General features: G+C 65.7%; 14 protein-coding genes. 9 read left to right on the top strand and 5 right to left on the bottom strand.

The features are described from left to right. The first annotated feature begins 558 nt into the window (after positions 1-558). The 3 genes from IP91_RS01670 to IP91_RS01660 all read left to right on the top strand — a co-directional run bounded on the left by IP91_RS01670 (position 559) and on the right by IP91_RS01660 (position 3663). On the top strand, positions 559-966 hold the full coding sequence (locus tag IP91_RS01670) for an antirestriction protein (protein WP_158643053.1): 408 nt from the start codon (positions 559-561) through the stop codon (positions 964-966). A gap of 78 nt (positions 967-1044) precedes the next feature. Next, positions 1045-2976, top strand: a complete 1932-nt coding sequence (locus IP91_RS01665; RefSeq protein ID WP_145647031.1) for a ParB/RepB/Spo0J family partition protein — start codon at positions 1045-1047, stop codon at positions 2974-2976. Positions 2977-3264: 288 nt separating this feature from the next. After that, on the top strand, positions 3265-3663 hold the full coding sequence (locus IP91_RS01660) for a hypothetical protein (protein ID WP_229473735.1): 399 nt from the start codon (positions 3265-3267) through the stop codon (positions 3661-3663). 104 nt (positions 3664-3767) lie between these two features. On the opposite strand, the gene traM is transcribed toward IP91_RS01660, so the two are convergent. The 4 genes from traM to IP91_RS01640 all read right to left on the bottom strand — a co-directional run bounded on the left by traM (position 3768) and on the right by IP91_RS01640 (position 6346). Continuing rightward, positions 3768-4520, bottom strand: coding sequence for a conjugal transfer transcriptional regulator TraM (traM, locus tag IP91_RS01655; RefSeq protein WP_145647030.1), 753 nt, complete (start codon positions 4518-4520; stop codon positions 3768-3770). A gap of 1 nt (position 4521) precedes the next feature. Further along, the gene (locus tag IP91_RS01650; protein ID WP_145647029.1) at positions 4522-5247 is read right to left on the bottom strand and encodes a nucleotide-binding protein; all 726 of its coding nucleotides are present in this window, start codon (positions 5245-5247) and stop codon (positions 4522-4524) included. 9 nt (positions 5248-5256) lie between these two features. Continuing rightward, the gene (locus IP91_RS01645; RefSeq protein WP_145647028.1) at positions 5257-5574 is read right to left on the bottom strand and encodes a hypothetical protein; all 318 of its coding nucleotides are present in this window, start codon (positions 5572-5574) and stop codon (positions 5257-5259) included. Positions 5575-5710: 136 nt separating this feature from the next. Beyond that, on the bottom strand, positions 5711-6346 hold the full coding sequence (locus IP91_RS01640) for a hypothetical protein (protein WP_145647027.1): 636 nt from the start codon (positions 6344-6346) through the stop codon (positions 5711-5713). A gap of 648 nt (positions 6347-6994) precedes the next feature. On the opposite strand from IP91_RS01640, the gene IP91_RS01635 reads away from it, so the two are divergent. Beyond that, on the top strand, positions 6995-7276 hold the full coding sequence (locus IP91_RS01635) for a hypothetical protein (protein ID WP_145647026.1): 282 nt from the start codon (positions 6995-6997) through the stop codon (positions 7274-7276). 90 nt (positions 7277-7366) lie between these two features. Here the strand turns inward: IP91_RS01635 and IP91_RS01630 are convergent, their stop codons facing one another. Next, entirely contained in the window at positions 7367-7696 is a 330-nt protein-coding gene (locus tag IP91_RS01630; RefSeq protein ID WP_145647025.1) for a hypothetical protein, read from the bottom strand. Between the two features lie 271 nt (positions 7697-7967). Between IP91_RS01630 and IP91_RS01625 the strand changes: the two genes are divergently transcribed. From IP91_RS01625 to IP91_RS01605, 5 genes are read left to right on the top strand one after another with little or no spacing between them, the layout of a single operon-like run. Then, on the top strand, positions 7968-9050 hold the full coding sequence (locus IP91_RS01625) for a LacI family DNA-binding transcriptional regulator (protein WP_145647024.1): 1083 nt from the start codon (positions 7968-7970) through the stop codon (positions 9048-9050). Beyond that, positions 9047-10315, top strand: coding sequence for a sugar ABC transporter substrate-binding protein (locus IP91_RS01620; protein ID WP_145647023.1), 1269 nt, complete (start codon positions 9047-9049; stop codon positions 10313-10315). Before IP91_RS01625 ends, IP91_RS01620 begins: the two co-directional genes overlap by 4 nt. After that, the gene (locus IP91_RS01615) at positions 10312-11379 is read left to right on the top strand and encodes a carbohydrate ABC transporter permease (RefSeq protein WP_145647022.1); all 1068 of its coding nucleotides are present in this window, start codon (positions 10312-10314) and stop codon (positions 11377-11379) included. The genes IP91_RS01620 and IP91_RS01615 overlap by 4 nt, the downstream gene beginning before the upstream one ends. Next, positions 11376-12260: a carbohydrate ABC transporter permease gene (locus IP91_RS01610; RefSeq protein ID WP_145647021.1), complete on the top strand. Its 885-nt coding sequence runs from the start codon at positions 11376-11378 to the stop codon at positions 12258-12260. The genes IP91_RS01615 and IP91_RS01610 overlap by 4 nt, the downstream gene beginning before the upstream one ends. 14 nt (positions 12261-12274) lie before the next feature. Further along, the gene (locus IP91_RS01605; protein ID WP_145647020.1) at positions 12275-13249 is read left to right on the top strand and encodes a family 43 glycosylhydrolase; all 975 of its coding nucleotides are present in this window, start codon (positions 12275-12277) and stop codon (positions 13247-13249) included. Positions 13250-13262 lie beyond the last annotated feature (13 nt).

The following is a 13262-nucleotide window of genomic DNA, read 5'->3' as shown; positions in this document are numbered from 1 at the left end:
ACCGGGCTGCGCCCGCCTGCAGTCCTCCTATCGCAACGACATGGTGACGCAGCATGCTGCCGCGCCACCACGCAGGCCTGGACGGATCGCGCAGCGCTGCGCGCACCGCTCATGGTGGTGTCACCCCGACGGGACCCGAAGTGCCGCTGCGCGGCGGCGACCAGCGAGGCACGTCCACCCCGCACGACCTGAAGTGAGGACAGGAAGGCTTTCAAGGGCCATGCCAGCCAACGGCGCTGGCATGGCCCTTGAGCCGCCGCTTGCGCTATGAAGCCGGCCGCCTTCCTGCCCTGCGCAACCCCATTCAAAACGTCAGCGCGGGCCACGGGGCCCATCGCGCAAATCCCCCCACAAGCCCCCCGGATAGGGTGAGGGGGGCTTGTGGGGGGATAAACCGCGCGATGGGCAGACAGCAAGTGGCCCTTCACGCCTCACTGCCGACACACCACCCACTCCCCGCTCGCCCTGAGGGCGAGAGCGAGAGAGATCAAATGAGAGGATGACTTTGCGACCTCTCTTTCTCAAACGCACGTAATGGAGGTGGTGATGGAAACGACGATGGGAGTGCAAGGGGTGACGGCGCAACGGGTGGGCGTGTTCCAGCGCATGAAGTGCCTGCCGCAACGCTTCGGCGTGCTGGGGATCGTGGTCGAACAGCGCGTTTATCACGTCATGGGCGAGATGTGCCGCGCCTACGACGGCGGCTACTGGGACTATTACGAGCTGTCCAACGGCGGGTTCTACATGGCGCCGCGCAGTGCGCATGCGTACCTGCTGGAGGTGGCGGGCAACGGCTATCGGGGCAGCCTGTCGGCCGATGCGGCGGGCATCGTTGCCTGCGCGATGGCGTACAGCCACCTGTCGTTCGAGCGTGACGGGGCGGACTGCGCGCGGGCGTTCCACCAGCTGCGCGCGTACCTGCTGGATCACCCGGAGCAGCGCGAGATCCTGCGCGCCATCGACTGAAGGACGCTGCGGCGGCGTTTGCCGGCAGCGCCGTCGCAGCATCGCCATGCCGGCGTGTTGCTTCACAAGGAGGTCATCATGTCTGCTGTGTTGAATACCCCGATCCACCCTGCCGCCTCGACGGCGCAGGCACCCCATGCCGTGGCCCTGCGTCATGCCACGCTGGCCTGCGTGCTGCACGCCCAGCTGGTGCGCAGTGCCTACAACGTGCGGCGCAAGGGCGCGCCGATCCATGAACTGAAAGCGCTGATCCGCTCGCAGGGGCTGTTGCAGAACCTGATCGGCTACTGGCAGGTGGGCGCGGGCGGCGTCACGGGATTGATCGAGATCGTCGCCGGTGAACGGCGCATGCTGGCGCTGGGGGAACTCATCGCCGAAGGGGCCCTGCCGCCCGATTACGAAGTGCCCGTGCTGATCGTGTCGCGGGACGAGGCGGTTGCCATCAGCCTGGCCGAGAACATGGGACGCGAGCCGATGCATCCGGCTGACCTGTTCGACGCGATGCTGGCGCTGGCGGGCGCGGGGCGCGATGCGCACGAGCTGGCGCTGGCCTTCGGGACGGATGTCCAGGCGGTGCGCCGCTGGCTACGGCTGGCGAAGGTGGCGCCATCGCTGCTGGACCTGTACCGCAACGGGCACGCCACCCATGAACAGATGACGGCACTGGCCGTGAGCGACGATCAGGAGGCGCAGCGGCGCGCCTGGGAGGCCTTGCCGGACTACGGGCGTTCGCCGAATCAGCTGCGACAGCTGCTCACCAGCGGCGACATCAATGTCCGCACGGACCGGGTGGCACGCTTCGTCGGTGTCGCGGCGCTGGAACAGGCCGGAGCGGTGATCCGGCGCGACCTGTTCAGCGAGAAGGGCGACGGCTATCTCGGCGACACGGCGCTGCTGGCCGATCTGGCCGTGGCGCGACTGGAGCGCATCGCCCAGCGGGTGCGGCGGGAAGGTCACGCGTGGGTCAGCGTGGTGCTGCGTGTCGATGCTGCATTCGTGTCCTATTATGCCAGGGCGCCCTTGCTCCAGCTGGAACCGGACTTGCAGCAGAAGGCGCAGCTGGCGGCGATCGACAACGAGACGGCGGCACTGCGGGCGCAATCGGCGGATGGCCTGAACGAGACACAGCGCGCGGCGCGCGATCGCCGCCTGCAACGCCTGTACACGCAGCGCCAGGGCATCGAGCGCGCACTGGTGGTTCCCGAGCCGCAGATCGCCAGCCTGTCCGGTGCGCTGGTCACCCTCGACCACGAGGGCCGGCCGACGATTTATCGCCACCTGATCCGGCCCGAGGACAAGTCGAAACTGCCCGGTGCGGAAGCGCCGAAACGCGCGCCTCGCCCACTGCATCCGGAAAAGCTAATCCGCCTGCTGACGACCCATCGGACGCTCGCCCTGGCAGCCGAAGTGGTACGGCAGCCCCATGCCGCGCTGGCCCTGGCCGTGCAGGCATTGTGGCGCGACGTGACGGGTGGTCCGTCGCACGGGGCGGGCATCCGCCTGCTGCCATTCCACGCTTGCCCGGAGGCGGCGGACAGCCCTGCGGCGCGGGCGTTGGCCGACGTCGAGGAGCGTTTGGCCGCACTGGCGGTGCCACCGGGGGTACCGCTGGCGTGGTGCATGGCGCAGACGCCGGAAACGCTGCTGACGCTATTGGCTTTCGCGGTGGCGCGGTCGGTCGATACGGTGCTGGGCACCGAAGCACCACATGCTGCTTTTGAAGAGCTGGCGCTGGCGGTGAAGCTCGACATGCGTCAGTGGTGGCAGCCAACGGCAGCCGGATACTTTGTTCAACTGACGAAGCCGCGCATCGTGCAACTGGTCGGCGAGGTGGTGTCGGCGAGGGCGGCGGTGCCGCTGGAGAGTGCGTCGAAGGAGGTGGCCGCGCAACTGGCGGAACAAGTCTTCGCGGGCGTGGATTGGTTGCCGGCCGTGCTGCGTACACCCATCGAAGCAGACGCCGAACCGGCACCGTCTCCCGGCATCGGTGACGGGGTAGCCATGGCATGACGCACGAGAGGTAGCGCCGGGGCGGCGGCTGCGTGGTGCCGCCGCCCTGCGCTGCCACGAGCAGGCGTGACGACTCCGTACGGCGGTGTGCCGGAACGACGGTTTCGATGCAGATGCCGCTGACTGGCATCGGCGATCACGCCGAATTTAAGCAACTTGCAGGGAGATGATCATGCGCGGATTGGAGACCCGGGTGTGATTGGCCCGCACACGTATTTTGGCAGTGACGGATCGCGCGTCGGCGGACGAGCAAATGTGCGTCGTCCGGCGGCAAGCCGAACAGGACGGATGGATGCCGAAAATAGCTTCGTCACGGTGCCGGTGCTGTTCGCCGACGAACCCGGCCTGGCGCAAGGCTGGGAACTTGGGTGGCAGCGCTTCCACCATTTTGACATTGCGGCGTGGCGTGAGAAGTGCCGGCTGGTGGCGGCGCAAACGGCCAACACATGCGGCCTTAGTGCCGACCTGTATAACAATCGGTTCAGCAGCGCTGTCGATTGCCTGCTTGGCGCGCTGCCCGCTGCCCATCGCACGATGGCGAGCCACATCGCCATGGAATTCGACTACGCGACGCCGCAGGAACGGCAGCAGGACGACCGTTTCGGCCGATCCTGGGCTTCTGCCGGCATGGGATTGAACTGGGGTGCTGTCCGGGCGGCTGTGGCGCGTGTTGAGGGCGGCGGGTAAATCCGGCGCTCGGCGTTACCAGCGCGGTGCCACGGCGACACCACGGTGATCCCGCGTGTGAATCGATCGGCACCGCGCGTGTAGAGGCGCGCCGCGAGCGCTGGTCACTGCCTCTCGGCGCGGCCTGCCGTCCTGTCGTGCGGCCGCGGTGGCGCCGGTGTGGACGCTGCTGGCGGGTCCCGGTCAAGTGGGCCGAGTAGGCGCCGCTCCCGCTCTCCGAGGCGGGGCCAGGCCGCATCGAGCAGCAGGCCATTTTGCATGAGGCGCGTCTGTTCCGCGCTGGGGCCGCGCGTCCAGTAGAGCGTCATCCCGCAGCCGATTGCGATGCCAAACGCTGTGCCGACCAGGCAGGCGGCCGGATCGCGCCACCAGTACCGCCAGCCGCTGCGCCGCAGGACATTGCGTCGGACATGGTCCAGGGTCTCGGCCGCCGAGCGGGCGAAGCTGGCGCGTACCGCCAGCAGCTCCTGTTCGGTCACCGTCCGCGTCCCCTCGGCCAATTGCGCGAACGCCTGCGCCATGGCCCGATCGGCCTGGTCGAGGTGCGTGGCACTGGCCCGCACCGACTCGGTCAGCTTTGCCGCCACCTCGTCTGCGCGAAGCGCGAGCCGGTCCGCTGCACGGGTCGCCGCGTCGTCCATCAGGCGGGACTGTAACAACGCGGCGCCAATCACCGGATCGTTGCGCGACACTTTCAGGCCGGTCTCGCGAAAAATGTCCTGCGCCAGCCTGTCCAACAGGTCGGGTTCCGTCGTCACGGGCACCGCCTCATCGGCCAGTTCCGGTTCGATGCGCTGCCCGGTGTCCATCGGCAATTCAATCTGAACGGGCGGTCGGCGGGAGGGCGGCTTGCCCATCTCACAGCTCCAGCACTGCCAGCTGATCGAAAATACCGGCTCGAATCATGCTGAGGCGCTGGCGCGGCATGATCCCGAAGTCCGGCGATTCGATGGCCTGGGCAAATGTCAGCTTCCGCTCCAACATTATCTCCAGATCCTTGCCGAAGGTATCGCCGTTGCCACGACCCAGCCGAACAATGCCTTTGATGCGTTCGGCGTTTCTCTCGTACAGGGACGATTCGAGGAAGGTGCGTCCCTGGCGTTCGACAGGGCCGAAGTACTCATTGAGCCAGACCACCACTGGTGCCGAATGCTCCTGCAGCACGATCTCCAGCCCGTGGCGGGTGTCATTGAAGGCCTGGCCGCCCGTCAGGACGGAGTGGATGACGACCGGGCGGCCTGAACCTGTCAGCAGATCGACAACGCGGTTCTCCGCCAGGTAGGCCATCAGCGGGACAAAGGTGGATGCACCGTTATCGATGACAGCGATGTTGTCGTCCCACAGCAGCGCATCAATCAGGCCATCGAATGCACGGGCATTGATCCTGTTGTCGGTGCCGAGGATGTCGATGCGCTTCACCGTCAAGGCCTCATAGCCGGTGAAGGTATTGTTGACGGGATCCGTGTCGTAGCAGCTGACAGCCCGTTCGGTATGCACGAGGTATTGTGCCAGCAGTGCGGACGCCAGCGACTTGCCCACGCCCCCACGGCCTTGGAGCGTGAAGTGAACTGATCGGGTATCCATTGCGGTCTCCTACCATGAGTTGTCGGACTTGCCGGCGGGCTCCCATTTGAAGACCGGGATGCCATCCGGCAGGACTGGTTTTGGGGCCGGTGGCCGGGGTTGCGGTTTCGTGGGCGACGATGTGCGCAACCGTGCTCGGTCGCGGCGACGCAGGAACCGGATCACTTCTTCATTGCGCGCCGTGACGCCCTGTTCGGCGAGATAGCTGCAGATGCAGCGGTACGATGCGCCGGACTTGCGCAATGCGATGATTTGCTCCAACCAGGGCGCCAGCTTGCTGACGGTGCGCTGCCGGCGCGCGAGAAAATCGTTAATGTCGGTATTCATGAGCGGCCTCCTGTACGTAGGTACTGTAGCGAGGCCAACCGAGCAGCCATTGCGGACGCTCAGAACACTTAGCGATAACGAATGCGTATCCGAGATTGATAAGGGGAGGGCCCGGACACCGCGGGATATGCGGCCCTTACCGAGTTTGGAGAGTCGCCGACGAACTGTTGAGGCGATGGATTGCCGTCGCAAGACTGCTACTGCTGCCTTCGGAATAATGGGGCCAAGGGACCAATGGTTCTTCCAGCACATTACCGACCACGAACGCGGTGGGACACCGATAGATGGCTGTGTTATTGCCAGCATCCAGGCGCACCATCGCATACCCAGCAGCGCAATGGATGTCGGCTTCGGTGGCAATGTCGGCGTCCAAAAACCCGACACGATCGTGATCGGCGTAGAACGTAATGTGATCGAATGCCGCGTACATGATGAGGGCGCTGCCAAGCAGCGCTGCAGTATGGGCGCCCATCTGCAAGCGGGACGAGCGTTTCATCGCATTGCGGAGACACCATCCGTTTGCGGTGAAGGAAATGGCGCCGCCACACAGCAATATAAATGGCGCGCTCTTGGCGATGCCAATCGGCGCACCCGTTTCGCCCAACATCCATTGAAATATCGCCATCCAAATGAGCGCGCCACCGAGGAACGCGATAGGGAGCGGTAGTTCGTCCGCCTGAACGGAAGACTGAATGTGCCGGCGCGTGGCCACCTCCACCACGCGCCACAAGCCTGTTGTGAAGATCACGGCCAGCGAGATGGCGAAAATCATTGTGTCGACCTCTGGGTGGGAGATTGCAGTACGAATGGGTCGCTATTTTACGATGACCTTAAGTTAAATAATCGCAGTACTGCGGCTGCGCGGTAATAGATTGCGGAGTGTCAACCTGATTTATCCGACCGGGGCTCCGATGCCTGTCGATGCCAATCCGGTGCCGAACCGCTGTCGCTGAGGTGTCGACCTGATGCCTCTACGATGCGACTAATGCTGCGTATCGATGCTTATACTGCTGTCGTTCGATGCTGGTTTTGGTGCTGGAAATGCTGGGTGTAACTGAAAATGTATTTCGGGCATCTAACCCGCGAGTAACAGTTGTCCATAAGCATCGCGGGGACGCCCCGCGACCCCATCAGGCAGGTCTCACACATCACGCAACCTGCGGTTGCGCAAAGGCGCCTTTTGGCGCAGATGAAACCCGTCATACGCTGCTTCGAGTGCAGGAAAGGCGCAGATACGGGTCTCTTCGTGCGGATCTTAGTGAAGCCGCATTACAAGAAGTTGTCGCGTGTACCGAGACCCAGGAGACCGAGCTCGGCATGCTTATTGAGCGTTTGAAGGTGGCTGATCCTGCTGCCGTGGCCAGACAAAGGGGCCACGAAGGCCCAGTGTGCGCAGATCATCGATGGATTAACGCAGGGCATGGCTTCGTTCGGGACAGAAGGGATAAACGCCGTCCGCTTGCTACAGGCTAATGCCAAGGCCAAGCGCCGGATTGCGGACGAGTTTGTCGCCGGCCCGCTGATCGACAGGCATGCGTTGGTTCCCCTGTTTGCGGAAGACTGTCGTCACGGTGCCCGTGCCGTTCCGGAGCCGACGCAGGTCGATGCCTGCGTGAAGGATCGCCAGGCCTTCACGGCGGAGGTAAGGGCCTTTGTGTCCTGCTTGGAGGGCTGCCTTGCCGATGCAGGAATGGCCCGCTGACGTGCCCACCGCGCACCGCGTCCCGGTTCGCATTGCCATCGGCTCCGGGGCTGGAGGGGAGTTTCGCCGGCAACTGTTCATTTGCCTCGGTCAACGTGCGTGGGGTCTGGTCTGCGGCGGCGCGCCTGTGGCGGGGCGTTCCCATGCAGCCGAGGCGTCGGTGCCCAGGTAGAGCCGCTGGGTGTCGCTGTGGATCGGCACGTCGATCTCGAACCCGCCTTTCTCGCCCGGTCTGACCAGGCCGACCAGGATCAGGACACGCCGCGCTGCTGGCGCATCGACGACCCGGATCGACCGGATCGTGCATGAGCTGTGCATGATATAGCCGGACAGTCGCACGGTGACCTTGCCATCCGGCTCCTGCCGCGCACAGGCTCCCATCTGCACGTCCCTGCGACCGACGATGATTTCGCTGAACACGGCGCCTCCCTATCGGCAACGATTCCACGGCGACTTCCCTTGGAGTGCCTACGGCATGAACCAGTTCCACGGCGTGTGTTCCATGGCGGATGGCGACGCTTCGAGCGGACGGGTCGGAGCGCAGGCGCAGCGTCGGAACCGTATTCCTCGCGCGGGCTGCCACTTCATCTTTGTGATTGACAGATCCACCGGCAATCCCTAACATCCCTAAAAATGACAACGTTGGACATTTATTGTGGATGTCCGGCAAAACAGCTTTGCAGGAGACAGTGTGGCGACAATTCACGATGTGGCGGAACGGGCGGGCGTGTCCATCAAGACCGTCTCGCGGGTGCTCAATGGCGGCGGGGAAGTGACCGAGAAAACGCGCTCCCGGATCGAGGAGGCCATGCGCAGCCTGGAGTTTACGCCGTCCGCTGCGGCGCGCATGCTGCGTGGCCGGCCCACCGGGCTGGTGGCCGTGATCGCCGAACATCTGACGACGACACCTGACTCGTCCGAAATCATCAAGGGCATCCAGAATGTCTGCGAGCAGCTGGGCAAGGTGCTGCTGATCGGCGAGACGGGCGGCCGCCAGGACGTGGCCGATCGCCTGGTTGCCGACATGCGCGAGCGGCGCGTCGAGGCGATCCTGTTCGCCACGCCGTTCCACGCCCAGGTCACGCTGGAAACGCCACTGGGCAGCACGCCGACCGCACTGGCCAACTGCTTCGAGGCGGCCTGCCGTTTCACCCAGGTCGTGCCGGACGACGAGGGCGGTGGCTACGCGGCGGCCCGCATCGTTCTCGACGCAGGCCATCGCAAGATCGCCTTCCTGCAGCTCATTCCCGGCATGATTGCAACGGACCTGCGTCTGCGCGGCTTCCAGCGTGCCCTGCGCGAAGCCGGCGTTGTGCCCGAGCCGGCCTGGCTGCTGCATGGCGCCGAACAGGCCGAGACGGACGAGTTCTCGCACCTGGCGGACGCGGTGGAGCACCTGTTCGCCGGCGCCGAGCGGCCCACCGCGATCCTGTGCGGTAATGACAAGATGGCCATGCGCGTGATCTTCATCCTGCAGCGGCGCGGGCTGCGCGTGCCGGCCGATGTGTCGATCGTGGGCTTCGATGATTTCCGCCTGATCTCCGAGGCGCTTTATCCCGGCCTGACCACGGTGGCGCTGCCGTATCGGGAGATCGGCGAACTATCCGGCCGCCATGTGCTGGAACACGGCGATGCCCCGGCGACGACGGTGCGCGTACCTTGCCTGCCGGTGCTGCGCGGTACGGTGAGTGCGCCGCCTGATCGGCCTGCGGCTGCCGCGTCGGCGTCGAAGCGACCGAAGCTATCGGAGCCATCGAAGGCGGCCGCACGATGAAGCGCCTCATTTGCACCTTGCTGGTGGCGTGGACGTTGCCGGCACTCGCTGCCCCGGTCGAGATCCGGCTGTGGCGCCACGATACGGGCGACGTCGAGATGGTTGCCAGCAGGGCCGCCGTGCAGCGTTTCAATCACGCGCAAGGACGCTGGAAGGTCGTCGTCGAGGCGATCCCACAAGGTTCCTATACCGAGTCCATCACGGCCGCGTCGCTGGTGGGGCAGCTGCCCTGCATCATTGCAATGGACCAGCCGACCGTGCCGAACTTTGCCTGGGCCGGCCACATTCGCCCGCTCGATGGCCTGCTGCCCGCGTCGGCCGTGGCGCCGCTGCTGGAAGGCGGCCTCGGTCGTTATCGGGGCGCGCTGTACAGCGTCGGCCAGTTTGATGTCGTGCTGGCGCTGTTCGCGCGCCGCTCGCAGCTGGCCGCACTGGGCATCCGGATCGCCACGCCGGACCATCCCTACTCGGCAGCCGAATTCCACGACGTGCTGGTGAAGGCGAAGCGGGGCGGCCGTTACCGCTTTCCGCTGGACCTGAACGGCCGCTTCAAGGGCGAGTGGTACAGCTACGCGTTCTCGCCCTGGCTGCGCAGTGCCGGCACGGACCTGATCGACCGGCGCGATTACCTGCGCGTCGACGGTTTCCTGAACGGCGACGCGGCGGTGGGCGTGGGCCGCTACTACGGCCGGCTGTTCAAGGATGGCCTGGTCGAACGCATCCCGGCCGACGACAAGGCCTTCGAGCAGGGCCGCGTGCTGTTCCACTACACGGGCTCCTGGAAGGCACGCGAATACGCGCAGCAGTTCGGGGACGACCTGGTGGTGATGCCGCCGCCCGATTTCGGGCAGGGGCCGAAGATCGGCGCCGCGTCCTGGCAGTGGGGCATCACGCGCAGCTGCCGGCAGCCCGAGGGCGCAGCGGCCTTCCTTGCGCACCTGATTGCGCCGGCGGAAATGGCGGCGGCATCCCGCGATACCGGGCTGGTCCCGGTAACGGCGCAAAGCGCGGCCCTGACCGAGCATTACCGTCCCGGCGGCGACTGGCGCATCTACTTCGAGTTCGCGCAGCGCTTTGCCCAGCCACGGCCGGCCACGCCCGGCTACCCGGCCATCTCGTCCGCGTTCGAGAAGGCGATGGCCGATATCCGCAGCGGCAGGGATGCCGCCGAGGCCTATGACGAGGCGGTGGAAGCCATCGAACACAATATCGCGCGCAACGGCGGTTACGGCTTCGACGCGCGCACAGCGGGAGGCAGCAAATGAAGACTCGTCCTGGCAATGATGGACCGTTGGCCGTCAGCGCCTTTGCGGCACCTGCCGTGCTGCTGTTCCTGGCCTTCGTGGTGCTGCCGATGCTGCTCGCGGCGGGCGCCACGCTGACCAATCACCGGCTGATGTCGCCGGAGCCCACGCGCTATGTGGGCCTGGACAACTACCGCCGCCTGCTGGCGCTGGACGTCATCGTCGTCGAGCCGCTGCGCGATGCACGAGGCGCGCTGGTGCGCGACGAAGATGGCGTGCGCTATCCCACCTGGCGCCAGGTGCGCAAAGCCCGGCCGGAGTTGCAGGGATACCGCGCCGCGTTTCACATGCTGTTCGGCAATGCGCGCATCGTGCTGGCAGCGACCGATCCGCTGTTCTACCGGTCGCTGATTAATACCTTCCTGTTCTCGCTGCTGGTCCTGCCGCTGCAGTGCGGCGCGGCGCTCGGCCTGGCCATCCTGGTCAACCAGAAGATCCGCGGCCGGGTGTTCTTCCGCACCGTGTACTTTGCGCCGGTCGTCACGTCGATGGTGGTGGCGTCGATCGTCTGGGCGTTCATGCTCAACACGGATCGCGGCATGCTCAACGAGCTGCTGCGCGGCGTGCTGCGCAACCCGAATGCGGGGCCGGACTGGCTGGGCGACAGCCATTACGCCTTGCCGGCGATCGCGCTGATGTCGGCGTGGCAGGGTGCCGGGTTCCAGATGCTGGTGTTCCTCGCCGGCCTGCAGTCGATCTCGCCCGAACTGTACGAAGCGGCCAGGCTGATGGGCGCGAACGGCTGGCAGCGCTTCGTGCATGTGACGTTGCCGGGCCTGCGCAACACGATCATCTTCGTGCTGGTCTCGACCACGCTGTTGGCATTCGGCCTGTTCACGCAGATCGACGTGATGACGGCCGGCGGGCCGCTCGACTCCACGTCCACCGTGGTGTACCACGCGGTGCGCAGCGGTTTCCGCGAACAGGATGTGGGCTATGGCTCCACGATCACGCTGGTGTTCTTCGGCATCGTGCTGGGCCTGTCAGTGCTGCAACGCGTGCTCGTCAACCGGGGCCGCCGATGAATCCCTTGCTCGCCAACCGCCTGCGCACCGGTGCGCTGCTCGTCATGATGGCCGCCATCGGCAGCGTCTTCGTCGCGCCGCTGCTGTTCATGGTGGTGTCCTCGTTCAAGAGCGACAACGCCATCTTCTCCAACCTGGACCGCTGGTCGGCCTACCTGCCATCGGCCGACTGGTCGCTGGCCAACTACCGAGCGGTGTTCGAGAAGAGCGACCTGCCGTCGTTCCTGTTCAATTCCACGCTGATCGCCGCGCTGGTCGTCGTCGGCGGCATCCTGGTCAACAGCATGCTGGCCTTTGCCATCGCCCGGCTGCGCTGGCGGGGCCGCCAGCTGGTGCTGGCCTTCGTGGTGGCGCTGGTCATCGTGCCGTTCGAGGTGATCGCCATTCCGTTGCTGTCGCTGGTGGCGCGTTTGCCATGGCCGGGCTTCGAGCACGGCCACCTGGTGCTGCATACCGGCTGGTTCAACAGCCTGCACGTCCAGGTGATCCCATTCCTGGCCAACGCCTTCTGCGTGTTCCTGTTCTACCAGTTCTTCCGCGATATCCCGCCGGAGCTGGACGAAGCGGCCAAGATGGATGGCGCCGGACCGTGGACCCTGTATGCCCGCATCATCATGCCGAACAGCGGGCCGGTCATCGCCACGGCCGCCATCGTGCTGTTCATCTCCGCCTGGAACCAGTACCTGTGGCCGATCATGGTCATCCAGGGCGAGGCGTTCCGGCCGGTCCAGCCAGGCATCCAGCAGTTCTTCGGACGCACCAATTCATGGGGCCAGATCATGGCCTACGCAACGGTCATCACCTTGCCCGTACTGGCCGTCTTCCTGGCATTCCAGCGGCAGTTCGTCGCCTCGGTTGCCGGGACCGGCATCAAGGGCTAACTTTGGGAACTTACATGGCACTGAAACTCGACGACAAATTCATCTGGGACTTCTGGCACTTCGAGGAGGCCGGCGTGCAGCACCTGTACTTCCTGCAGGCCGACCGCGCCATCGGCAATCCCGACCTGCGCCACTGGAACGTCTCGATCGGGCACGCGGTTTCGCCGGACCTGCGCAACTGGACGCCGCAGGGCACGGTGTTCGGTCCCGCGGCATCGCCGGCCTGGGATGATTTCACCACCTGGACCGGCTCGGTCATCCATGCCGAGGGCCGCTACCACCTGTTCTATACCGGCACCTGCCGCGCCGAGCAGGGCATGCGCCAGCGGATCGGCCACGCGGTTGCCGACACGCTGGATGGCCCGTGGCAGCGCGTCGGCGATGGCCTGGCGCTGGACCTGGACGAACGCTATTACGAGGAATACGCGGAAGGCCGCTGGCATGACCGGGCGCTGCGCGATCCCTGGGTGCTGCCCGACAAGATCGACGGCATGTACCACATGTTCTATACCGCCCGGCGCAACGACGGCCCCTTGTATGAACGGGGCGTAATCGGCCATGCCGTGTCGGCGGACCTGCTGCACTGGCAGGCGACGGCGCCGGTGTATGGCGGCGGGCACTACGGCCAGCTGGAAGTGCCGCAGGTGTTCGAGCGCGACGGCCGCTGGTACTGCGTGTTCTGCAACGTGGCGGCGCACTGGTCGCCGGCGCAGCGCGCCCAGCATGGCGGCGGCGTCTCCGGCACGCACTACCTGGTGGCCGACCACCCGCTGGGTCCCTGGACACCGGCGCCGGGCTTCCTCGACGGCGACCTGCCATGCCGGCGCTATGCCGGCAAGATCCTGCGCGATCCCGTCACCGGCAACGACTGCCTGCTGGCGTTTCTCGACACCGGGGCGGACGGCCAGTTCGTCGGGGCGATCGGCGACCCGATCCCGCTGCGCCGCATCGACGGGCTGTACACGCTCGGCGCGCCATCAGCCGAATGATGACAACGTTGGA

It is taken from the genome of Pseudoduganella lurida (assembly GCF_007830455.1).
Classification (GTDB): Bacteria; Pseudomonadota; Gammaproteobacteria; order Burkholderiales; family Burkholderiaceae_D; genus Rugamonas; species Rugamonas lurida.
The sequence above is the reverse complement of the archived record's forward strand: the minus strand, read 5'-3'. Positions and strand labels throughout refer to the sequence as shown.